The following is a 22216-nucleotide window of genomic DNA, read 5'->3' as shown; positions in this document are numbered from 1 at the left end:
CGGCGTGGCCGTGTAGATGACGACCGTGCCGTCGCGGCTGATCTCTGAACGTCCGATGGGGATCCCGGCATCCCGATACGCCTTCAGGTATCGGGTCAACTCGGATTGCGTGATGCGTGCCTTCTCTGCCGCCATCTTCGCCCCCTCAGGCTCTCTGGTCAGCCTGGGGCCGCCCCGGCATCAGCAGTGCCTCGATCTGCTCCGGAGACAGGAGCATCAGGTTGCCAAGCTGGTAGTAGTTGCCGGTCTCGCGCGCCCTCGTGCGGATGAGGCGCGGCGACACCCGCACACCGTGCTCGAGCAACTGCTTCGCCCAGTTCTCCGGGGTTTTCCCTTCCATCAAGAGTTCCGACATCGGTGCCTCCGGTTTCGTACGCTGTCGGGCTGATGCTACCAGCCAAATGCACGGCTTCACAGGCTTTCTTTTTTCCGGCACAATTGCCGGAACGATTGTTCCTATCCTGCGAGGCCGTGACAATGGCGTTCAAATTCACCCCGCTCGACCCGGACGAGTATGCCCGTGCTTTCGAGGAAGAGGAGGAAGCCCAAAGTCAGGAAGAGGCCTTGGCAGCCGCGCTCGCGGTGGAGCCCCACGCCAACCTCGAACGCTTCAGGAAGAAGCGCGGCTTCACCAAGACCGAGATGGCGGAGATGATGGATATCACGCCACGGAGCTACTACGCCTATGAAAGCGGGAAGCGATCGATCCCGACCGAGGCGCTCGTCCGCCTCAACATGTACACCGGGGTTGATCTGAACGAGATCCTGACCGGCCGCCCGTCAAGCGAGGGGTACGAGCGGGTCGTGTCCACGACGATCTGGATGCTTCGCGTTCTCCTGACCGACTACAAGGGGATTCCCCTTTCGAGGCAGGAGAAGATCATCAATGAAACGATCGGCTATGCGCAGGAGCGCGGGCTCGCGATCGACAAGCGTCTGGTCGATGAGGTGGTCGCAAGCGAGATGGTGTACAAGTTCCATCCTGAAAACATCCCCGCGCCGCCGGACCCAGAAGCCTATGAGGATAGTCAGTTCGAACAGTATGAGCGTGACGAGGCGGCTTGGCAGAAGCACGTCGATGAGGGACGGGAGGGGCGTAGATGGCCGCGTTAAGCTACGGGCGCCGCGCTTCTAAAGCTGCCTAGCAAATGAGGAGGATTTGCTCGGCTTCCAATGCGCATTGTTCCTGGCTTGGCCTACGGTCACTGTCAGCCTTGTGCGGTCACTCGAGCGAGCCGCAGCATGACGGCACCCGCCTGGACGACACGAAGGGCGGATAGCGGTCGTTCGCTGCATGAACGAACAGCCTAGGGTCAATCAATCAAAGCTGACATTCATTGTCGCTTGGCGGATCAGAGATTTTGCCATAAATGGGTTTAGGCGGCATGCACCTGACAAAGGTCGAGCCGCAGGCCAATCAATACCGGTATTGCCGAATGGAGATCGTGCTTGGCCTCCTCGGCGATTGGGGTTTGATCTGGGAATGGGAATGGGAATGGGGACGGATTGGCGGCGGCGGTCGCTGTCGAACCGACTGGTTCGCCTGAGAAGAAGACCGCCAAAGAAGCTCGGTTTGAGCTTCATATACAGAAGGCAAAGCGGGGTTATGTGTAGGTTTTGTAGTTGAGCACTTTCAATGGGGTGGTATATTTTTGTTAAAGCCCAACTTCGCACTGTTTCTAACTAGGCACCGCTTCAATCTTCGCGATGTGCTGCCGACTGTGTCTAACGGTTTAACGCTGCATGACTTTGAAATAGCTAAACATTTCCCTCCTAACCAAATATTCAATTGGCATGGAGGGGACGGGCAGCTTGCAGAGTTGGGGCGGGCTTTTGCTGTTGCGCAATACATGGCAGAAAACGGCGTCGGGGAAACCGAGGGTTTCACATTTTATACTTCTCTCCTCAGTGACGAGGCATGGGAATTCGCGCTGCGTTTCTCTCCTTACTCCAAAGTTGATAATGCTCTAAATAATCTCGAGCGCGTGCATGCAGCCATGCGAGAATCTTGTATTGGTTTGAATACTGCGATGGCTGGTATGGCTGCGGCAATGGAGCTTCATGACCGCGACACATCAGCTTACGTACGCGAACAGTCTAAGGCTACATCAAATCTCCTCACATTCTCTGCCCTGTACGCTTCGTATATTGAGGTGTGTTATCGAATAAGGGACTATTGCGGTCTGAAGGAGAGTCAGGCTTATCGGCGTGCAATTGGACGGCTTATTGGTGAAGAATCCGGAGAACACGACTTTGCTAAGGGGTTAAGGAATTTTATTCTCCATTATCATCTAGTGGAACCCTCCGTGACTATCTCTTGGGGCGATGAACGCACGGTGAAGCTTCTCTTGAACTCTAACGCGTTATTGTATGGCGGTTTTGATTGGACCACTAATGCTCGTCTATATATCCAAAAGCAGAAGGACCTGGACGTTATCGCGACAACAAATGTTGTCCTGCGAAACGTTAATCGGATAGTACGATTCCACCGAAAAATGGCCGACAAGAAACTTCGGGATTCAAAGCGGGCTTTTGACACATATCGACATGAACGCTCCAGATATAAGCACCTATCAAAATCCGTTACAGATATGGGTGCAATTTTCAAACGCCCAACCACTATTCTATCCAGAACTGTGGACGAAAATCTCATTGAACAAGCGTTAAATAGCACATTGTCTGAAGATGATGTTCGTACTGTCCTTGCCACTCTGGCAGATCGCTTCCGAAACCTGTCAGATGACGCGAAGGCTGCTATCTCTCTTGAGGTTGAAGAGTTATTAAAGAAGAACCCGAGATACCCAAATGGCGGAGCGTTTTTGAATGGGAGGAAGTGGACCTGACGTTTATATCAGTCCACTAAAGAGGTAACATAATGAAACCTTTTCGTCGCAACCTCAGCTTTCGGGAAGCTGCGCTGCGGCGTTGGCGTCTTTCATGATTGGCCGGAAAGGGCCGACCATGTCGCCAGCCGGATACAGGACCGTGCAGATGTTCCGCGGTGTCCGACGGCAGCTAAGAGCTCAACTTGACTGATGACGGGTCAGGCACAAAAATCAGCTAAACGCAGGGTAGCGGGCGTAGGAGCTGACGAGCAAGACAGTGATAGGCTCGGGCAATGGACCTCAGGACACAGGGTCGTGCAAACCGGTGGATTGTAACGCCGGTCAGCCACAGGAGAAGGCGGAGAAATGGCCGATAACTTCAATTACATCTCGTTTGGTAACGTCGACTACGTCAATGGGGTGACACAAGTCGGTATGAGCCGCGGTCGCATGTTCGAGTACACGCCAACGGAACTCGCGAATGGGTTGGAGGGCCTTGGTGACGAAGCGCTCGCCTTCCTTATGACATTACCAACATTCTTGTGCAGCGAAGTTTGGCGGGCAGACGGCGGTGCAACGATGCTGGTGCGCTTCGGTCGGCTCGCGAATATCCAAGCCAATCGCAAGGAGGTACTGGCAGGGTTCGAACCGATCATCGAGTTCGGCGAGGTTACTTTCGCTAGTGTCGATGATGCAACTGAGGCCTTTCGAGCGGACGGATTCCAACTCTACCGCACACACTGGGCGGTGCGAGAAGGCGAGGCAGGACCGATCCTCCAGGCTCTAGCCGAACGCAAACCGGAATCTGCGCCCGAGGTAGAAGAATTCTTGGGTGGCGAACAGGTTGCCCCAACCGCGCCGCCGCCGGAGCGCAAGAAGAACATCATTGCCGCTGTCAGCGATGTGGAGGGATTTCTCGCGGCCCTGCAGGGGTTGCCTTCGAGGGATGAAGCAGAAATCTTCTATCGTGGACACGAGGACGCGAACTTCGCGTTGACACCTTCTGTAATGCGGAAGTGGCCAGACGGCAGTTGGCAATTCTTGTCGAGCGAAGATCGTCTCAGTAAAGAGCTGCTCATCGCTCATTACGAAGAGTTTCAGAGCGATCAATATTGCTTTGACCGCCTAGTCCGCATGCAACATTTCGGTCTGCCCACGCGACTACTCGACATCTCAGGCAATCCCTTGATCGCTCTATTTTTCGCTTGCTATGGCAAGCAAGAATTAATGAATGTTCCGGGTGAAGTGATCATTTTTAGGGTGCCTGAGGCGAAGGTTAAATATTATGATTCCGATACAGTAAGTTGCCTTTCGAATCTATCTAACCTCAGCTATGAGCAAAAGAATGAAATAGACCTCGCACTGAATATCCATTCTTTCAACGAAAGCGAGGTCGCGGGCAAGCTGTTACATCACATTAAGTCCGAGAAAGGGTTCTTCGAACCTCGAATAGACCCAGATCATCTAGGCTCGATCGTGTGCGTGAAAGCCAAACACACCAACACCCGTATAAAACCCCAATCGGGCGCATTTCTCCTGTACGGTCATGGCGCGATGCTACCCGACTCAGGCCAAGACGGATTGGAAATATCACGCATCACGGTTACCAATAAGCAAGGCATCCTCGATCAGCTTGATGCTCTCAACATCAATGCAACAACTGTCTATCCCAGTATTGATCAGACCGCAGAGCATCTGAAGGCGCGATACATGCGGGCGCAAAGCACTCCTTGAACGTTTGCGAGGCGACAGATTTCAACCGACCTCAATAAGTAGAAGCTTCGATATTCGCCTGATCATTAGCGACAGGACGTTGGCAGGCAGCTTCCACGCAGGAAAAACCATTTTGGAATTTCTGAAGTTGGCTGACTGCTGCCTTTACCTTTGGGAACGGGAGCGGTGGCCGGTCCGCGGAGTGAGCGTCAATACAGCCCAGATTTTGCACCCGCGTCGAATATCCGGAAAGCAGGCTGCGACCGCAGCACCTGGGTTGGAAGCTGGATGTCGGCTCAGGGCCGTTCTACACCCGAAGCAAACCTATTTGCATGAGTACGCATCCGCATGACTGACAGTACCATCTGCATCAGAAACGGTCTGCGTCAAGACAAAGGCATTCCCGCCGATTTCCGCCACCGAGTTTCGAACTTTATTAAGAGCGCTTTGCGCATCCCCAGCAACAGTAAGGCCGAAAAACTCTGACCCAGACACCGGACCAAGGAAACTGCAATTTTCCGCGCCTGCCAGTGAGATTTGCCGAACCGAGACAGCTTGGTTCGTGAGCTCTGTGCTGCAGGCGGATAGGAAAGCCACGGCAGTAATCATCGAATAGAAAGTCTTCATCACTGATGTCCAAAAAGTTCCTTTATGCGACTTTGCAGCACAAGCCTAGGTTCGGCAACCATAAGTCTTGTCGTTGAAATGCTCCACTTGGGCGGCGCCATTGGTCGCTGAACGTGGCGTCTCCGATGCGCCGCATATCTGATAGCGAAAGTCGGGTTTGACGTTCTGCAGTGCGGCAATGTGAAGAGGGGCCAAGGTCAGCAAAGGGCCGTCACGGAACCTTGCAGATTGTCGCCTTGCATGACAACCGCTTGACCTCCAATCTGCGTGCATGCAAGCAAGAGGAAAAGATATGAGCGCTCGGTTATCGACCGCCATACGTATTGGCGATGCCGCAACGGCGATTCTGCGGAAGACGAAAAACTTTCCAGATCAACGCCTTGGGGAGATTGAAGACTGGACAGATCGCGAACATATCGGCGTGGATCCCATGCTACTGGCTCTATCCATGGAGTTGGCGCTCAAGGCATGGTTTGTTTTCGATCACGACAATCCAAATGTACACAAATCTCACGACTTAACAAAGCTGTTCGATGCCTTGCTGCCAGAGAGCCAGAAAAATCTTGATAAGGAGTTTAGGCGATCTGTGAGCCCACTTCACCCTAGCCCTTTCTTCGTCGACTACGGTATTCGTGACATTCTCACCCAGCATAAGGATGCATTTATCGACTGGCGGTACCTTCACGAAGCAAAGAAGACGATGATGTTTGATGAGAGCGCTTTTGAGGCGACCCTCGAAATGGTGCTCCACGAATTCAGGAAGAGATATCGCATAGAAGAGTGATACCAGCCTCCGGCCATCCCAAGTAATGGCCGCTTTTGTGAAGCGGAGATGCGGAACCGGCCGTGGTCATGGATGACCGGTTAGGGCCGAATGCCATGTCGCCCGCCATGAAGGCTGGTCCTGGCCGCTACGCCGCCGAATGACCAGTACGAGCCCAACCTAGCCAGTTTCGGGGTGCAGCTAGGATGACAATCCAAGTTCCTCGAGCGCGGCGTTGAGAACTTGCCCATCATCGAACCCCGATAGCTCCGTGCTACGACCAAACGTTTCAAGCGCCCAAATCGTAAGGAGCTTCCGCATGACGGCTTCGGGTGCGTCCATTCCGTGTGTGGACAGGTCGAGCAGGAGGAGCTGATAGGCTTGGTCGAGGCTTCTCGTCGGCCCGGCACCGCCGCGGGATCGCGAGCTAATGTGCGGTGATATCGTGGGCTTGAGCAGCTTATAGACGGCGTCCTTCGCGTCCGCGGTCCATGCTTCGCCCCGCTCTGACACGTCGGCGCAGATCGCGAGATTGGCGATTTCGGTGGCGCTCAGCCAAGCTCCGAAAAGGTATTTGCCACCTACCTCTGACATAAGCGTCTCTCCAGGTTCGCACTTCTTCCACACAGGTAGAACAGGGGCCGCCTCTAGTTCGAGGTGGCGTTTCCCATGATCTTTCGAATGTTTCCGGGCACGACCGACTCCCGCTAGATGAAGAGGCCTGTGACCGGACCGAGCGGCGCGTTCGGCCCCTCGACCCCCGCCGTATTCGTCTCTGGCAGATCAGTTGCCACTGGGCGTCCGCCCGACACGATTTGGTCGCGCCAAGCCTCCCGATGTCGCGTGAGCAGATCCTGCGCGGCATCAAGAGCTTCTCTCCGCTTTGCCTGCGGATCGGGTGACGCAACCGGCACCGCCCTAAGCCGACCAAGGCGATACCAGCGCGACATTGTCCGCAACCAGCCTGCCTCAAGGTCGAAATCGTACTGGAAGCCCAGCACAGGGGACGTCGTCACCCATGGGTCTGAAATCTCGGGATGGCCGCTTACATCGCCATCGGCCCGGATGGCATCACCGTCACGCCACACAAGGAACCAGTTGACGATCATCGGGGCGCCATCGATGTCACCTGAGCTCGGCCCGGCCTCGGCCTGCTCGATAGCGGCCAACAAATCCTCACAGCTCATGTATCGCATTCTTCAGGCCTCCTTGTCCGATGGCAGCCGGTCGTGCCTTTGAATAGTGCATCGCTTCGTGATCTGGACCAACCGATCATGATTGATCCCGTCAACGCCGAGGTGATCAATAGGGCCAAAACGGTGGCCCCCAGAGCGCCAGGGATATGAAGGCGCCGCCCAGCAGGACATTTCCCAGCAATACGCCCAGACCAAGACGTCTAAGTTTTCGCAGAAGGCGGCCGCTCTCCTTGCCCAGGATGGCGAGGTCTGCCTCGAGCTTCGCTTGCCGCTTTTCCGCCGCAACAACCCTTCGGCCGGTAACCTGCATGAGGCCGCCGATCCGATTTGCCTCAGCCGCCACCTCCTTGCGGAAGGCCGTCATCTGCCGCTCGAGCTCAGCCTGCATCTCCGCCAGCTCTGCCTCCGTCTTCCGGATCGTGTTGTTTCGCCTGGCCCGAAGCTCCTCGATCCGGGCGTCCAGCTCTCGGGTCATGGTTCGATCCCTCTCTCGGACTGATGTAGCGGATCGCGCCCGACCGGGGGCTGATCCTCCACCAGGTCGCTCAATTCAGCCTCGGCCGCAGCCGGTTTCAGGTGGCGCTTGATCAGTTCCCAGCAGCGGGAGACGATCTGGAGGATACGATCCAGGGAGCTCGCGACATCCAGCTCGCCGACCCGACGCTTCAGGCGTTCATCGTGGATGGTCCAGCCTTCCCCCGTTGGCGCTGGCGCGATTTCTCCGGTCAACACGCCGATCATCAGCTTGCGGGCCAGCTCGAAGGCCTCGCGCACCCCGTCCCGGCGGAAGGCATCGGCCTGGGACCGGACCTCTTCCATCTTGCGTTCGGCGTCGAGCCGCACCTGCCGGGCCTTTCGCTTGGCGTCGAGGAGGTAGGCGTCGGCCACCGCGGTATCTTCCTCGGCCTTCTTTCGGGCACGGTTTTCCAGCCTTCTTGCCTCCGCCTCCGCGGTGGCCAGCCTGGCCACCGCCGCCTCCCGATCGCGGCGGGCCGCCTCGAGCAGTGCGTCGCTTTCGGTCGAGGCGCTCTGTCGTTTCGCCTCTGCCTCGGCATCCAATAGGGCGGCCTGTTCCAGCTGCTCCGCCAGACGGGCCGTGATCTCCTCCTCCGTGGCCGAGAGTTCTTCCTCGTGGATGGCCAGCGCCGAGACGCGATCCTCCATTTCCCTCAGCAGCAGCGCATCCTGCTCCGCAGCCGCCTTGCGCGCGCGCCACTCCGCCCGGGACAGCCTTTCCCGCTTCGGACCCAGCCGGGTCAGGGCGGCGGCGATGCCGACCTCGCGGTGGTACTCGTCCTGAAGCTCCCGCGCCCGGGCCTTGTAGGCCTTGTTCCCGATCTTCACCGCGGCCTTGGCGTCATGACCGGCCTTGCGGGCGGCGGCTTCGGCTTCGGTCTTCGCGCCCCAGGCGGGGTTCAGGTCGCGGGCGGAACAGGTGGGATCATCTGTCGGCAGGACGAAGGCGTGGAGATGCGGGTGCTCTTCGTCGAGGTGCTCGACCACGCCCATCAGCTTGTCGCCAAACATCCGCTGGAAATGGGCGAGGTTGTACTCGACCCAGGTTTCGTATTTCCGCCGGGCTTCCGCGTCCGCCTCGACCTGGCTGGACAGGAGCGGATGCGAGGCCACGCAGGTCAGCAGCGTGTGACGATCCTTGCGAATGCCGCGCTCCTTCGTCGAGCCGTCGGCCAGCGTCACGGAAATCCGCCCGGCCTCCACCATCGCGTCATGGCGCTCCTTGATCCGCGCCGGGTGCAGACCCGCGACGATGCGAGGCGGGCGAGGGGCGGGGACGTGGGTGGAAAACCGAGGGACACGGGCCGCTTCGGCCAGCACCTGCTCGACCGATTGGCCGGCGGGGTTGGCCTTGCGCGAAAAGCTCTGGAGGTGGAAGAACTGGGGGCCGCTCATGCTGCGACCTCTGTTCCCCGGGAAACGCAATATGGACCGACTACTGTGTTGGCAAGCAACACGTCGGGCAAGGCGCTGCGCCCCTGCACCCTGCCACGCGGCTGCGCCGCCGATCCGTCCCGGATCGAAGCCGCCCGAGGCGGCTGCAAAAGCCCCTCTCCGCCAGCCATGGGGGTGGCGCGTCGGCAGGCTTTTGCGGGGTGTCCCGGGAGCGCGGGCTGCACCGGCGCGGCGTTCGTTGGCCAGCCGGGGGCCGGGATCATGCCGGGTCTGGTCATCGCAGGAACCCCGCTGCCTGGGCCTCTTCCCGCGTGATCAGCCCGCGCTGCACCGCCTGGTAAACCCTGTCCTCCGGCAGGTGCCGGTACATCCAGTCCTTCCGCTCGCGGATGGCGTCGGCGGCGTCGCTGAGCAGCCTCTCGGCGATCTCTTGCGGCCTGTGCGCCTCGGCCCTGGCCGCCTCGACGAAGGACCGCCATTTCCCCAGCCTGAACCAGTTGTCCGAGAAGCTGACCTTCGATCGGGTGTGCCCGGCCGAATGCAGGGTGTAGGCCTTCACCGCCGCCAGCAGTTCGGCCGCCGTCACCTCGGACAGCGCATCCCGGGCCAGCCTGAGCGAGGTCGGCCGGTCCCGTCGCCGATCCTCGGGATAGGCATCCCAGATCTTGCCCAGATCCTCCTCCCCCGGCTCCTGCGCGCGCGTAGGAGGTTTAGGGGTTGTTTTAGGATTGTTTGGGGTCCCCTGAGGACCCCGTACCCCGTCCTCAGGGGACCCGGTACCGGGGTCAGGACGCACCCCGTCCTCTGGGGACCCCGTCTGTGCGGGGGGCCTTGCCGGGGCGCCAATCAGCTCCAAACGCGCCACGACATTCATGTCGATCCGGTAGACGACGGTGAAGCCGTTCTTGCAGGGCCGTTGCTGTCCGGTCTGGACCAGGATGCCCTCGCGGAGAAACTCCGAGATGGTCCGCTTGACGCTGGTCTCGCTCAGCTCCGTGTGGCGCTGGACGAACCCCTTGGAGCACCAGATGCCCGAGCCGTCGTCGCTGGCCTTGTTGGCCAGAAACATGATGATCTGCTTGCGGACGGCACTGCCGAAACGGCGTTCATGGCAATGGGCCTCTACGACGTAGCTCATGGCCGGTCCTCCGTGAGGCTTGCGCCAGTGGCGGAGGGGGCGTAGGCTGATGGTGTCGAAAGACTTTCTTTGTTGTCGGGTGGAGTGCCAGCTCCCCCGGCAATTTTGTTTGGGGCTCCGGGGGCTTCCGGACGGTTCGTCAGGCCCTGAATTTCGTCAATGAAATCAAAGGGGCTGTTCTGGGCGTTCGCCAGCGTCACCCCTTGATTTGCAACAACGCGCAGACTCCTGCACGGCTCACCACTGAACATCATTGACGAACGACAGTAAGTTTGTCGTTTCCGACAAAAGTTAGGCGCCTTTCGACAGATCGATTGGCGCTTTTGCTTTTTTTTCAGCGATCACATTGCAGCCAGCTACTTCAAGAGTTTCGTAGGCCTTCCATGGTGATCCACGAACAATCTCGAGGTCAATCTCGGCCCTTACCGGACATCGGCGCACTGCTCCCATGCTGCATTGCAGCTTGGTCAAGCGGCCACTCGTGCATCGTGCAGCATTTTCCAATCGGAACCTGCGGCTATGCAGACCTTCCCACATCTCGCTTCGCATGTTCAGGCTGTGATCTAGCGGCGAAGTCCATCAGGCGTGCGGACCTGCGGCACTATCGCATGGCATAGGGGGATGTCGCCAAGTAGCGGAGAATTCGTTTGCTGAATACCTGCAATGGAGGCAGGTTGTCGGGGTAATTTTCCGGCGCAGGTGACGATAACATGAATGGCTTTCCCAAGACTGTGCGCGCAGCCGACGTGCCTTACACGGTCATACTTCGGAGTGGAGCAGAACTATCTGACGACGAAGCGGCAGAAGTAGCAGACCTTATTCACTCATGCGGAGCAGTCAAAGGGACTGTCCAGCAAATCGAAAATCGTGTCAGAAGAGCACATCTTCTCATCGTCGCGCGTTGGGCCAAAGAGATTGCAGGCGTGGCGGCCCTAAAATCTCCGGAAGCCACGTACAGAAAAAGGCTCCGTGAAAATGTGGGAGTAGAGGTTCCAGAAAATGAGTATCAAACGGAACTTGGCTATGTGGCGGTATCGAAAGCTAATCGAGGACGCCGCCTCTCATCACTTCTGATGGAAGAGCTGATGTCCCTACCCATAGGTGGCGATGGCGTTTTTGCCACCACAAAACGAGAAGGGTATCGGACGGCAGCGCTGCCTGATCTCGGCTTCAAGTGTCGAGGATCCTACCTGAACGATGAACGAGAGACAGTGTATTTGCTGACCAAGGCGGGCTAACATTCAACACGGCCCCGACGTCCGCACCGCTTTTTCACGCAGTCTCGGCCCGAAGCCGACCTTCGACCGAGGTGTAGCTGATGGCCGGTCACAGCCCTTCCAAGACATTCGTGCCGGGCGCAGCATGACGCAGAGCATAGACAGGCCGGGCGGAAAGCCGCAGTTCGCTGCGCCGGTCACAAATAACGGCGGCACGCGAGTTAACCAAAGTTCAAAAAAGCTCTTACTCAGAGGCACAGGCGTTCGTGAATTGGCTAAAACACATAAGCTCTTCGGAAGCATTCTTCCAAAGAGAACCGTTCCGCAAGGCGGTTCTCCAATCTTAGCGCGAACGTCACACCAGGCCCGCTCGAGAGAGAGAACGTCTCGCATTCGAACGGATCAGAATTTAGAACATTGAAGTTGAACACGCCTTCAACAGAGAGACTTTCAGTGTCCTCCCGGAACAATCGAATGTTACTTATTTTCTTCTCGCAATTGTCTAATTTCTGACAATTAAGAACGGTAGACAGTCTCTGAAGTGATACACTTAGCGAACCTGTATTCTCTCCCTGCTTTTGCATCTCTAAAATGAAAACCCTGTCAGTGCCGATCATAGAGAGTGCTGCGTAAATGGGGTCTGAGGTGCGATTATTGTATGTCGCTGTAAAGCAGTCACCAATACGCGCTATAGTTGTTATTGAGCGGTCCTTCAGCTCGACATCTCGGGAAACTGTAAGCGGAAGAATTTTGGATAGCGCTTCAATAAGCTTTGATCGAAAGCGCACTTCATTGACAGCATACTCATCAGCGCTTGGCAAGGAATTCGATAGAGCGTTTACGCTTTCGACTTTCTGCTTGAGCGTCGCTGACTGCCCCATAAGCCTCAACTTTCGCAAAGCGGTGTTTATTTGCCTGACTCTAACAGAAAAATCGGTTTCGATCAAACCCTCAGATTGCTCAATATCGGTATAATTTGGCGCAAGATGCACGGAATGCTTCGGCGGAGTATTGGCGGAGAGACCGAACCTTGCGTCATACGAAGGGGAGGAGGGCGCCATCCCTCCCGTGAGTGTCAATTCGCGATAATTTGTGTCCTCTGCGATACGTGCCGACTTGCCCCGGCGACCCCGAAGATAATACAGTTTGGCTCTGCGAACGCGACCACGCCGCACCACAATTATGTTCTCAATGTTTGTCGAGTAGAGCGGAAATACACGCTCTACACCTTCACCGAACGATATTTTTCTAACTGTAAAAGATGCCGAGATGCCCTTCCCATTCTTCCGAGAAATGCAAACTCCTTCAAAATTCTGCACCCGAGTTCTGGAACCTTCAGTAACCTTGTAACCAATCCTGAGTGTATCACCAGCTTTGAAGTCTGGGATCGATTTTCCGAGTTGAGCGATTTGCTCAGCTTCAATTTGAGCGATAAGGTTCATTGGGATCTCTTAAACTTGAGCTCTATGCTTGCTCCTGCGTTGACCGATCCGCTCGCAACAACAAAACCCAATTCACCTGACGCAGAGACTTCCACTCGAAGAGTGATCTCTTCCAATTTGACACCCCCAGGCTTCTCATTAAAAAGTTCTTCTGAAGCGACAACACTGGAAAGCCGCTCAAGATCCTTTTTCAAGCGCTCTTCAGATATGCGCGGGGCATCAATTTCTTTTTTCTGGCTTCGAAGCATTCCGTCGTTCGGGCGATCAGCGCTTGGAACCGCCCCAATTATTGGAAAACCTTTTTGTTCTTCCATTGTCATGCCGCCTTTTCCTTGCTCTCGAGATCCTCAAGATAAATATCCGCTTGCCCAAATATACGGTACAAATGTGCCGTCAGGAGGTTGTCATTCAGGAGCTCTTGCCTGACTCGAAAGAGCGCTTCACCCATTCGCGCTGTTTTAATCGAGCCAACCCTACCAAGCCATGAAACGTAGAATTCATTCGCGAAGTGTGCAGCATCGTCAGCTCGCGCTGGCGCCAGAGTGGCAACAATTGCACCTATGCCTTGCTCGAGTGCAAGATACTCGACAAAACTGCCCCCTCTGTTTTCTGGTGAAGGGCCAGCCTCACAAACGTTGAGCACGGCAAACGCCGATCCGTCAAGCATCAGGTCTGCCCGGAGATCGCAAAGTGTGAGAGTTGCATTATTGCTTACCTCGATCTCAACTTCAAATTTCTCTGGAGGATAGCGGCAGTGACAGTAAAAATGCAGACCATCATACCCCGCTGCACCAATCCACTGGAAAAAATCTTTTCGACCATCTATATCATCGATTTCAGGCGCAAACTGAACTTCCATAGCATTCGAGGCGAGTAGCGTCAAATTTCTCCTCTCATTAGCAGCATAGGGAATATCTGATTCCTCTATAGCTTTTATTAGTATTCGGGCATTTGAGGTGCGCGACGCTTGGGTGTGAAATGAATGGCCATCAAATCCAGATTGAAAATCACTAAAGAAGACAATTTCGTCGCCCAGTAACGTATCATCTCGCAAGCGGAGAAGTTCCCACGGAAAGTGTGCTAGCCGCGCGTCGATTTGTGCATAAATCGGTCGACGTTCAATCGATTGCAGAACATCTTCAATCGCACTTCGAATTGTGTTTCTTGAAGGGTGGAGTATGGATCCCAGAATCTTGTTAGATATGGATATCCAACTTTCCGCAATGGGATCGGATCGAAGAGCTTCCATAGACAATGCTGCCTGGCCCAGATGAGTCGCAATGTAATGATACAAATCAGCGGCTTCTTGCTCAAAAGCATCGTATCTTGTGACCGGTGACAGTTCAGACCGGCCCTCACCTCCCCATGACACGACAAAGGCTGGTGATGGATTATCTTTGAACTCAATACTAATGTCTGGCAAAGTGGGCATGCAAACTCCAAATTTTCCTAACGTTAGCATTGTTTGTTGAGTTGTAAAGTGGCGGGCGTTTCACCTTTGCACCTACCGGAAGGCATGACTTTTTACTTCGGCGCAGCCGGGTGCTTGCGGAGCGGTGTTTCATGGTTGCTGTCGCTTTTGATCACCGATGAGATTGCGCGTAAATGGCAACACGGCTTTCAATGGTAGGCGTGATGGAGTGACTGGATCAACGCATGAGGCGTGACCTCGAGCCATGACTGCCTGATGGTGTCTCGCGTTCCATTCGTATGCAAGTGTGCGGCGGAGAACCTTGCTCGGCCCTTGTCGCGAGTGCCAGTAGTCGAGAATTTGAACGGTGGTGCGCAATTGCTGCATGGAGGCATAGCAAATGCCGTCAAAGTTCGGTACGGGCCGGTCAAGTCGCTCCGGCCGACGGTGCTACCGCAACTTTGCAAAGGGCCGGTCGCGCTGTAGTTGGGCGTCGGCTGCCTCGACTTTGCAAAGGGCGCTTCCTGCGCATCACTGTCATTCATGCGATGCGCAGCGAAGGTCGGCTCTCCGCCCTCCTAGTATCATTGGCGGTGTCGCACCCGCCTCAGCTAATGCTTAGCACGGCGCGGGAATAGACTGTCTTATCCGTTTCCAACATATCGACTTCGCTTTGCATGAGGGGTCGCATCCGAGAGTTAGGCGCTCGAATTTTTGAAAGAATTAACTATGGTCATCTCAGGTTGATGCAATCTTCAATACAAAACTCTGATTTTCGACATCATACCGATACCGATGCAAGGTGCCGTCTTCGATCAGCTTGGCCGCCTGGCCGACATGTTCGGGCAGGACATAGAACCATTCCTTCGGGAACACCTTTTTCCCAAACCGATCGGTGACGAAGAGCTCGGCCGGACGAGCGGCTGCAAAGAAGCGGTGCAGTAGGCTTTCGACCTTGCTGCGCGACAGGTTCTGAAGGCTGTATGTCGCGACAATCTCCACCGGAGCCAGAAGGAACGTCGGATCGTTTTTTGCGTCAGCAACGCGGCGGGCGACGTCTTGGCTGGTGACACCGATCTTGTGCAAGATCATGCGCTGCCCCTTGATCTCGGGGTTTTCGGATCGGGAACGGGCAACATAGATCGTTCCCGAGAGTTCGAGCTGATCGCTCTCCCATTCAGGATCAAGCGGCCCGAGGCCAACCTTCTGGACCATGCGAGCCGTCTTGTCCTCATTCAGGGATTTACGGAATGACGACATGAGCGGGTCGCTCTCAGTTCCGTTCGAAAAGATGACGCGGAGCCGGTGGTCGCGCGCGCCACCACGGGCGGTCATCTCCGACTTCTCAGCGATCATGGCCAGTAAGCCATTCCTGATGAAGAAGTCCCCTTCGATCGGCTCTATCACCGACCATTTCCGTACCGGGTTTGCTTTCCGCTCTCCAACCTCCAGGCCGCGCTGGACGGCCTCAAAACGCTCTCGGAACTGCTCGAAATCCTGACAGGGGACGAAGTCAGCGCGATGATCCGGAACATGCCTTTCTGCGGAGGGCGTGGTGTGTTTGAGGCTGACCAGTGAGGCATCAACATCAAGGTCGTCATCCGCGAAGATGTCATCCAAGCTATCGGGGATATCTGCGTCAACAGGGTCATCTTGCCATGCGCGCGGCGTGGGGGCGGCATCTTCGCCCAGCAGGCCCAACCGATCCACAGCCCGCATCTGATCGGTCGGAGCCTGCTTCACCACATCCCAAATCACGCCAAGATGCATCTCGTCGTGATCCATTGCGTCCGGGTCGGGGAGACGCGAATGCCGCTCATAGAAGACCGTGACTTCGAGCAAGGCAGCGACGCCACGATCCTGCGCTGGACCACCGCGTCCTGCGCGAGGTTTGACATCTAACAAGCCGAATTCGTCGTCTTCCGCGAAAATGTCTTCCAGGCTCGGGCGCGACATCACAGAGCCCCCTCACGAAGGCGCTTGGCCTTTTCGGCCTTCAGCCAGGCAAGTGCCTCTGCCATGCGCTTTTCAAGCGGATTGGCGGAATGGACATTCGGCTCGCGCCCTTCAGTGGCACGGAATGCCTTGATGCGGGGCCAAAGCGTCCTGGCCTCGTCGCCGGTCATATTCACCCGTAAGGCAACCATTGCCGACTGGACATGTGACAGCAGCTCGGAGTTCAGCGATTTCGACGCGACCTCGAACCTCTCCTGGAAGGTGTTCACGCTGTCGATCAGCTCGATGTCGATGTCCCGGACGTTGATGAATTTCCGAACCATCTCCAGCAAGGTATTCGGGGCGCTGGCGGGCTCACCGTCATCGTCGGCACCGCTCGGCTTCGGGGGCGTGCCACTCAGGGGGGACTGCCCCTCGGCGAAACCACGTTCGGCTTCCTTCCGTGCCAAAGTCAGGACGTTCATATGCGCTGCGAGATGCTGACGGACGGATTCCGCTTCCTCGGCATCCAGCGTCTCATACCGCTTCTCGATGATATCGGTCAGCACCATCTGCGTGGCGACTTCGGGGGCGGTATCTGGCGACAGCACGCGCCTGTCCATCTCCTGATAGGCTGTCGCCATCAGGTCGTTCATGTCCTTCTCGCAGATCTCGCGCGAACGGTCGGTGGGCGGCTCGACCAGCCCCTTGATGCCGATGGTGATATTGCCCTCGTCATCGGTCCCCATCGGCGCGCGCACGTCGCCATCTTCGCGGCGGTAGAACTTGAAGTTCGGGGCCAGCACCTGCTCCATCAGCAGCGACCCGGAGATCGCCTTGAGCATATCGTTCACGGCATCGGTCACGACGCCCGTTTCCACGCCCGGTTCGGCCACGAGGTTCGTGAACAGCGCACGCGGCTTGCCGGGTGCATCACGCGTTGCGCGCCCGATGATCTGCACGATCTCGGTCAGGGACGACCGATAGCCGATCGTCAGCGCATGTTCACACCATACCCAGTCAAAGCCCTCCTTGGCCATCCCGAGCGCGATGATGATATCGACCTTGGCCCGGTCCGCCGTGTCATCGCGCTTGCCATCCGGCCCCTTGATCTCGCGCGACAGCGCGGCCCTGACGATATCACGCCCCGGCCCGTCATCCACCAAGTCCGCTACCTTCAGAACCCCGCCATCGGGCTTGCGCACCAGATCAAACCCCGTTTCGGGATCGCGGCCTTTATGCGTGCCCAGAAGGTCGAGGATCTTGCCCACTTCGTTGAACTTGTCGTCGAACGCCTCAGATGAACCCCGATGCGGGATGTGGATGATCGTCTTCTGATCGGCGTTCAGCACGCCCGGCAGCCCGTTGACGTAATTGCCCTTGTAGAACTCGTAATTGATCCCGAGCGCCTTGAGCCAGGCATAGCCCTCAAGCTGCTCGTAATAGCTGTAGGTGATCTTGGTGAAGCGGTCTTCGTCCTCGGGGCGCAGCACCGGATCGGCATCGCCGCGGAAATAGCTGCCGGTCATCGCCATCACATGGCACTCAGCGCGGGTAATCAGGCTGCGCAGGATCACCCCCAGCCGGTTGTTGTCCGAGGCCGAGACATGGTGGAATTCGTCGATGGCGATGAAGCAGCTGTCAAACGCCTCGATCCCCTTGGTCTTGATCACCTCGTCAAAGCCGAAGCGGAACGTGGCATGGGTGCAGACCAATACCTTGGCATCGCTGTCCATGAAGGTCTGGAAGGCGCGCACCTTCTGCTTGTCGGCATCCTCGCCGGTCAGGCAGAGGTTCCAGCGGTCATCGACTTCCCAATCCGCCTCGAACCCATAGCTCGTCAGATCGGTCGAGCGGAACGACCCGCCGATCGAGGTTTCGGGCACGCAGACGATCACCTTCTCCAGCCCCTGATGGCGCAGCTTGTCGAGCGCCACGAACATCAGCGCGCGGCTTTTGCCCGCTGCGGGCGGCGCCTTCAGCAGCAGGAACTGCGCGGCGCGGGCGGCATAGGTGCGGGCCTGCATCGGGCGCTGACCAAGGGCGTTCGTCGTCGCCTTGGAGGTGCCATAAGTGACATTGACCATCTGAACCATGTGTCAGGCCCTCTTTTTCTGTGGCGCGGCCTCCAGCGATTTCACCTTGGCGGCATAGAGCTTGAAGAGCTTCTCCAGCCGTTCGGTGTCATTGCGGAAGGGGCGGCCGATATACATGCTTTCCAGAAGCTCGTCGTTTTCCCGATGCACGGCGCGCAGATCTTCGGGCATCTTGTCGGGGTCATAGAGCTCGGCTATCGTGGCGGGATAATGAGAATAGCGGGTGCGCAGGATCTTGCGGGCCGAGGCTGAAAGCGCCTCCAGCTGATCCTCGGTGAATTTCGGCACCGGGAAGGTGTTCCAGCCCATTGTGTTCGAATAGCGGAAACGGGTTTCTAGCTTGCCGCAGACGGTGGCAATCCACACAAGGTGCAGGCGTGAGGCGATCAGCGCGATGCACCATTCAGCGGCGTCGTAGAGCACTTGATTGAGATTGGATGAGATCACATCAGCGCCGACCCGCTCCACCGGAAGGTAGGGCCTGCGTTCGGAGGTGACGCTGGGCACCAGGATGGAATGGCTTTCCGCAGTGAAGACTTGCTTGAAGCGATACGAAAGTGGAAGCAGCTTCTCTTGCACATATGCGTCAGTGCTTTTCGAACGGAATGCTTCGACCTCACGTTCCGCAATTTCCGGAATTGTCTCTGCTTCTGCGACCGTTTCGGGAGTAATCCAAAGGCAATAGCGGCGGAAACCTTTGACGACCTCGTTAGAGCCCATGAACGGTCGGATAAACGCTGATGCTCGCGGCTCGCGCTCCACCATCTCCTCTTTCTCATCTTCAGTCAGGATGAGGTGGCCGCCCTCGACTGGCTTGTTTCCATAGTCCATTGAAGCGAGGCCAAACATTCCTGTGCGCGTCCCTTCGACGGCGACGGATGGGGCATTAACCAAGTATCCGTTGATGTTATCTGCTACGCTTTCGATATCGTCTGCAAACAACCGTTTCGGTTCTCTGCTTCGATTGCGGATGCCGATCACAGAGCACATGACTGTTGCGTTGGAAGAAGCATTGTTCCGCCATTTGAAGTCCTTATGCGCGAACCCGATTTCCAGATCGTCTTCCAGCACATGCGGCCATAGCGCGGCCACCGAATATCCCTGACAGATCGAGTTCGTGGAAACCAAGGCCGCCCGCGCGGTTCGCCCACGGATGTATCGGGAAGCCTTGAAAAACCATGCCGCCACGAAGTCGAAGGCTGCAAAACTCTTCACATGCCCGCCGAATACATGGGCAAGGTCAGCCTTCTGTTCCTTGCTCTGGAAGGTCGAACCCAAGAACGGCGGATTGCCCGCGATGAACACCTCTTCGCCGTCACCGGGGGGCGGACAGACCTCCTCCCAGTCAATGCGCAGGGAGTTCCCGGTGCGGATATGCGCCGCATCCTTCAGGGGCAGCGCGGCGGGGCGGCGTCCAAAGACCTCGGCAAAGCTGGCATTCGCCTGATACTCGGCGATGAACAGCGCCAGCTTGGCGGTTTCGGCGGCGAAATCAGCGATCTCGATCCCGTAGAAATGGCTGATCGGGATGGCCGAGAACATGGCCAGCGAGCCGGGGCCGTTCAGCTCTTCCAGCCGCCGCAGGATGCGCGTCTCGCGCGCCCGCAGCTCGCGGTAAGACACGACAAGGAAGTTCCCCGATCCGCAGGCCGGGTCGAACACGCGGATGCGCGACATCCGGTCCAGCACCTGTTGCAGTCCGCGGCCACGGTCCCAAGCCTTGTGGATCTCGGCATCGAGGTCATCGAGGAACAGCGGCCCGATCACCTTCATGATGTTCGGCACCGAGGTGTAGTGCATCCCCAGTTCCGAGCGCTGCTTGGGGTCCGCGACCGACTGGATCATTGAACCGAAGATGTCGGGGTTGATCTCGCGCCAATTCAGATCGCAGGCCTCGCGCAGATAGCGGAAGGCGACGGCATCAAAGCGCGGCGCGTCGATGGTGCCTGCAAAGAGACCGCCATTGACGTATTCCAGCTCGCCCGTCCAGGCGGGCAGGCCCTCGCGCTTTTCCTTGGGCAGGTTCATCGCCCGGAAGGCCGCGATGATGGTTGCGCGCGCTTCCTCGCCCTTGTCGCCCGCATGGGTGAACAGCAGGCGCGAGAACTGGTTGTCGGGGAAGATGCCGACGTCTTCGGCGAACATGCAGAAGATCAGCCGCATCATCAGCTGGTTCATCTCGTGCCGACGCTCATCGCTGCCCCAGTCGGGGTTTGCCCTGGTCAGCGCGTCATAGAGGCGGGCCAGCTTGCCGGTCGCCTTGACGTCGACGGGGTTTTCCTCGACCGCGCGGTAGCGTTCCTTGCCCGCGGCGGGCAGGAAGAAGCCGAAATTGTCGCCAAACTCGGCGAAACGGCAGTGGAGCGTATCGCCCGAGGCCGGATGCTCTGCCGAGATCATCTCGCCATCCGTCGCGATCAGGATCGCGGGCTTCGAGGTCTTGGTCTTCTTCGAGCTGCGCAGCTGGTCTAGCGTGACATCGGTCATGCCCGCCTGTGCGGGGGCGAAGTGGAACTTCTTGCCAAACAGCACACCGCCGGGAAGGTCGGACTTGTTGGTCGCCCCGCTCCGCAGCTTGGAGATCGCCGCCTTGGCGCCATCGGTGGCGGCGGCAAAGGCGAAGGGGAATTCGGTGGCGTCAAACGGTTCGGCGGCAATCTCCGCCAATGCGTCATAAATTTCAGTAGGGTTCATCAAGGGCCTCGGCGTCGTTACTCTATTGGTAGTGCAGGATTCTGCATGAAACTACTGGAAAGTATCTGCATTCAGATGAGAGGGTCGTGTCTGGCCAATGATCCTGGCACAGATGTTTTCACATGCCTACCGAGGGAAGGAAGCCAAGCTACGTGTCCTCTAAGTAATAGAGATCTGTTTTCTGAAGCGCTATTTATTCTCGGTGAATTTTCCAGTTATTTAGAAGAACCACGCCTTCTGCGGTCAGCTTCCTGATCAAAGCGGTCTCTGCATCAAGCGAGGCCTGTTCGCTAGTGCAATGCTGTAAAACCTCAAAGACAGGGACGCGGTCGCTGCCCAAAGTCTCGTAGAGCCATTTTTTCACTGGTGGAAAACGATGTGGCTTGAGGCCGCTTCGCAGATGATCCCTGACACGCTTCCGAAAACGGCCTGTCTGCCCTATGTAGACGAACGTTTCAGTGTCCGGATTATGGATTCCATAGACTACGAACCCGTCAATTTCGGGGATATCCAGATTATTCATAAGCTCAGCGACACGATCAGCCTCTGCTGTCTGTTCTAATCGTTCCTTATGGTAGCTTGTGCGCGACTGTCCCCGCTTCCCAAGACATGGTTGGCCCGGTTCGGCACCGCAGCGTGGGCAAATACTCCTCACTGCGCGGCGCTTTGGTTCGCTTTTTTCGGTCACCGAGTCTCCTCCTCCCGCAGTGTTGATAGCGTCCCGTCCGCTTGTGATACCTAAGCGCGAACGCTACTCGAGCTCATTCTCATTCTCATGCTCAACGTCGGCCCAGTGCTTGTTGACAGACAGACGCTTGGCACGCTGCGCAATTTCCTGAATTTGCACAGGCCTGAAATCCCACTGGTCAACACCGACATTTACACTGTTCCGCGATCCCGGCCATTGATCATGCACATGACCGAAGAGTTGTAGTGCGCCTCGACGAGCTCCATTCCATGTAATCATGGGGTAATGACAAAGCACCAGACCCTGCTCCTCGTCCTGAAGCTCGGCCATGTATTCGACGCTGTGCCAAGGCAGCGAGATTACGGCCTCATCGTCGTGGTTGCCGATGATAAGGTGCTTTCGGCCCGGCAAGCTGTGAAACCAGCCCTCGAACCGTGCCGTGTCATCCGCGCGCCCAAAAGCGAAATCCCCGAGGACCCAAAGGTCGTCGTCGTGGCCGACGCAGGCCTGAAAATTCGCGATGATCGTTGCGTTCATCTCAGACACGGAGCGGAACGGTC

20 protein-coding genes and 1 pseudogene are annotated in these 22216 nt (G+C 57.0%); 5 read left to right on the top strand and 16 right to left on the bottom strand.

The window, feature by feature from the left end; genetic code table 11:
• Positions 1-145: 145 nt before the first annotated feature.
• Entirely contained in the window at positions 146-355 is a 210-nt protein-coding gene (locus HC022_RS05825; protein WP_088652986.1) for a hypothetical protein, read from the bottom strand.
• 122 nt (positions 356-477) lie between these two features.
• Between HC022_RS05825 and HC022_RS05820 the strand changes: the two genes are divergently transcribed.
• The 3 genes from HC022_RS05820 to HC022_RS05810 all read left to right on the top strand — a co-directional run bounded on the left by HC022_RS05820 (position 478) and on the right by HC022_RS05810 (position 4559).
• Entirely contained in the window at positions 478-1113 is a 636-nt protein-coding gene (locus HC022_RS05820; protein WP_167451771.1) for a helix-turn-helix domain-containing protein, read from the top strand.
• A gap of 539 nt (positions 1114-1652) precedes the next feature.
• Entirely contained in the window at positions 1653-2843 is a 1191-nt protein-coding gene (locus HC022_RS05815) for a hypothetical protein (protein WP_167451770.1), read from the top strand.
• A 348-nt stretch (positions 2844-3191) separates the two neighbouring features.
• Entirely contained in the window at positions 3192-4559 is a 1368-nt protein-coding gene (locus tag HC022_RS05810) for an FRG domain-containing protein (protein WP_167451769.1), read from the top strand.
• Positions 4560-4862: 303 nt separating this feature from the next.
• On the opposite strand, the gene HC022_RS05805 is transcribed toward HC022_RS05810, so the two are convergent.
• A complete protein-coding gene (locus HC022_RS05805; RefSeq protein ID WP_167451768.1) occupies positions 4863-5165 on the bottom strand; it encodes a DUF4156 domain-containing protein in 303 nt (100 codons plus the stop codon).
• A 292-nt stretch (positions 5166-5457) separates the two neighbouring features.
• Between HC022_RS05805 and HC022_RS05800 the strand changes: the two genes are divergently transcribed.
• Positions 5458-5949, top strand: a complete 492-nt coding sequence (locus HC022_RS05800; RefSeq protein WP_167451767.1) for a hypothetical protein — start codon at positions 5458-5460, stop codon at positions 5947-5949.
• Positions 5950-6129: 180 nt separating this feature from the next.
• On the opposite strand, the gene HC022_RS05795 is transcribed toward HC022_RS05800, so the two are convergent.
• From HC022_RS05795 to HC022_RS05770, 6 genes are all read right to left on the bottom strand, one after another.
• Positions 6130-6522, bottom strand: coding sequence for a hypothetical protein (locus HC022_RS05795; protein ID WP_167451766.1), 393 nt, complete (start codon positions 6520-6522; stop codon positions 6130-6132).
• Between the two features lie 113 nt (positions 6523-6635).
• Positions 6636-7124, bottom strand: a complete 489-nt coding sequence (locus HC022_RS05790) for a DUF6634 family protein (protein ID WP_167451765.1) — start codon at positions 7122-7124, stop codon at positions 6636-6638.
• A gap of 106 nt (positions 7125-7230) precedes the next feature.
• A complete protein-coding gene (locus HC022_RS05785) occupies positions 7231-7599 on the bottom strand; it encodes a hypothetical protein (protein ID WP_167451764.1) in 369 nt (122 codons plus the stop codon).
• Entirely contained in the window at positions 7596-9035 is a 1440-nt protein-coding gene (locus HC022_RS05780; protein ID WP_167451763.1) for a plasmid recombination protein, read from the bottom strand. Before HC022_RS05780 ends, HC022_RS05785 begins: the two co-directional genes overlap by 4 nt.
• A 274-nt stretch (positions 9036-9309) precedes the next feature.
• Positions 9310-10173: a hypothetical protein gene (locus tag HC022_RS05775; RefSeq protein ID WP_175583471.1), complete on the bottom strand. Its 864-nt coding sequence runs from the start codon at positions 10171-10173 to the stop codon at positions 9310-9312.
• A 291-nt stretch (positions 10174-10464) separates the two neighbouring features.
• Positions 10465-10644 carry a hypothetical protein gene (locus HC022_RS05770; protein WP_167451762.1) on the bottom strand — a complete coding sequence of 60 codons (180 nt, stop codon included), beginning with the start codon at positions 10642-10644 and terminating at the stop codon, positions 10465-10467.
• Between the two features lie 239 nt (positions 10645-10883).
• On the opposite strand from HC022_RS05770, the gene HC022_RS05765 reads away from it, so the two are divergent.
• Entirely contained in the window at positions 10884-11411 is a 528-nt protein-coding gene (locus HC022_RS05765; protein ID WP_167451761.1) for a hypothetical protein, read from the top strand.
• Between the two features lie 1061 nt (positions 11412-12472).
• Here the strand turns inward: HC022_RS05765 and rplS are convergent.
• From rplS to HC022_RS05725, 8 genes and pseudogenes are all read right to left on the bottom strand, one after another.
• Positions 12473-12832 (bottom strand): annotated as a pseudogene (rplS, locus tag HC022_RS05760) (50S ribosomal protein L19); the annotation flags it as partial.
• On the bottom strand, positions 12829-13152 hold the full coding sequence (locus HC022_RS05755; protein WP_167451760.1) for a hypothetical protein: 324 nt from the start codon (positions 13150-13152) through the stop codon (positions 12829-12831). The pseudogene rplS and the gene HC022_RS05755, both read right to left, overlap by 4 nt.
• Positions 13149-14264, bottom strand: coding sequence for a CHAT domain-containing protein (locus HC022_RS05750; RefSeq protein ID WP_167451759.1), 1116 nt, complete (start codon positions 14262-14264; stop codon positions 13149-13151). Before HC022_RS05750 ends, HC022_RS05755 begins: the two co-directional genes overlap by 4 nt.
• Before the next feature lie 717 nt (positions 14265-14981).
• Positions 14982-16199, bottom strand: coding sequence for a GIY-YIG nuclease family protein (locus HC022_RS05745; RefSeq protein ID WP_167451758.1), 1218 nt, complete (start codon positions 16197-16199; stop codon positions 14982-14984).
• Positions 16199-18274 carry a DEAD/DEAH box helicase gene (locus tag HC022_RS05740; RefSeq protein ID WP_167451757.1) on the bottom strand — a complete coding sequence of 692 codons (2076 nt, stop codon included), beginning with the start codon at positions 18272-18274 and terminating at the stop codon, positions 16199-16201. The genes HC022_RS05745 and HC022_RS05740 overlap by 1 nt, the downstream gene beginning before the upstream one ends.
• A gap of 3 nt (positions 18275-18277) precedes the next feature.
• Positions 18278-20968, bottom strand: coding sequence for a DNA methyltransferase (locus HC022_RS05735; RefSeq protein WP_167451756.1), 2691 nt, complete (start codon positions 20966-20968; stop codon positions 18278-18280).
• 193 nt (positions 20969-21161) lie between these two features.
• The gene (locus HC022_RS05730; RefSeq protein WP_167451755.1) at positions 21162-21656 is read right to left on the bottom strand and encodes a hypothetical protein; all 495 of its coding nucleotides are present in this window, start codon (positions 21654-21656) and stop codon (positions 21162-21164) included.
• 63 nt (positions 21657-21719) lie between these two features.
• Positions 21720-22216: metallophosphoesterase (locus tag HC022_RS05725; RefSeq protein ID WP_254884953.1), on the bottom strand; the 497-nt coding region annotated here is incomplete at its 5' end.

It is taken from the genome of Salipiger sp. HF18, assembly GCF_011806505.1.
Classification (GTDB): domain Bacteria; phylum Pseudomonadota; class Alphaproteobacteria; order Rhodobacterales; family Rhodobacteraceae; genus Salipiger; species Salipiger thiooxidans.
Note: the sequence above shows the minus strand (reverse complement) of the source record. Positions and strands in the feature narration are given on the sequence as shown.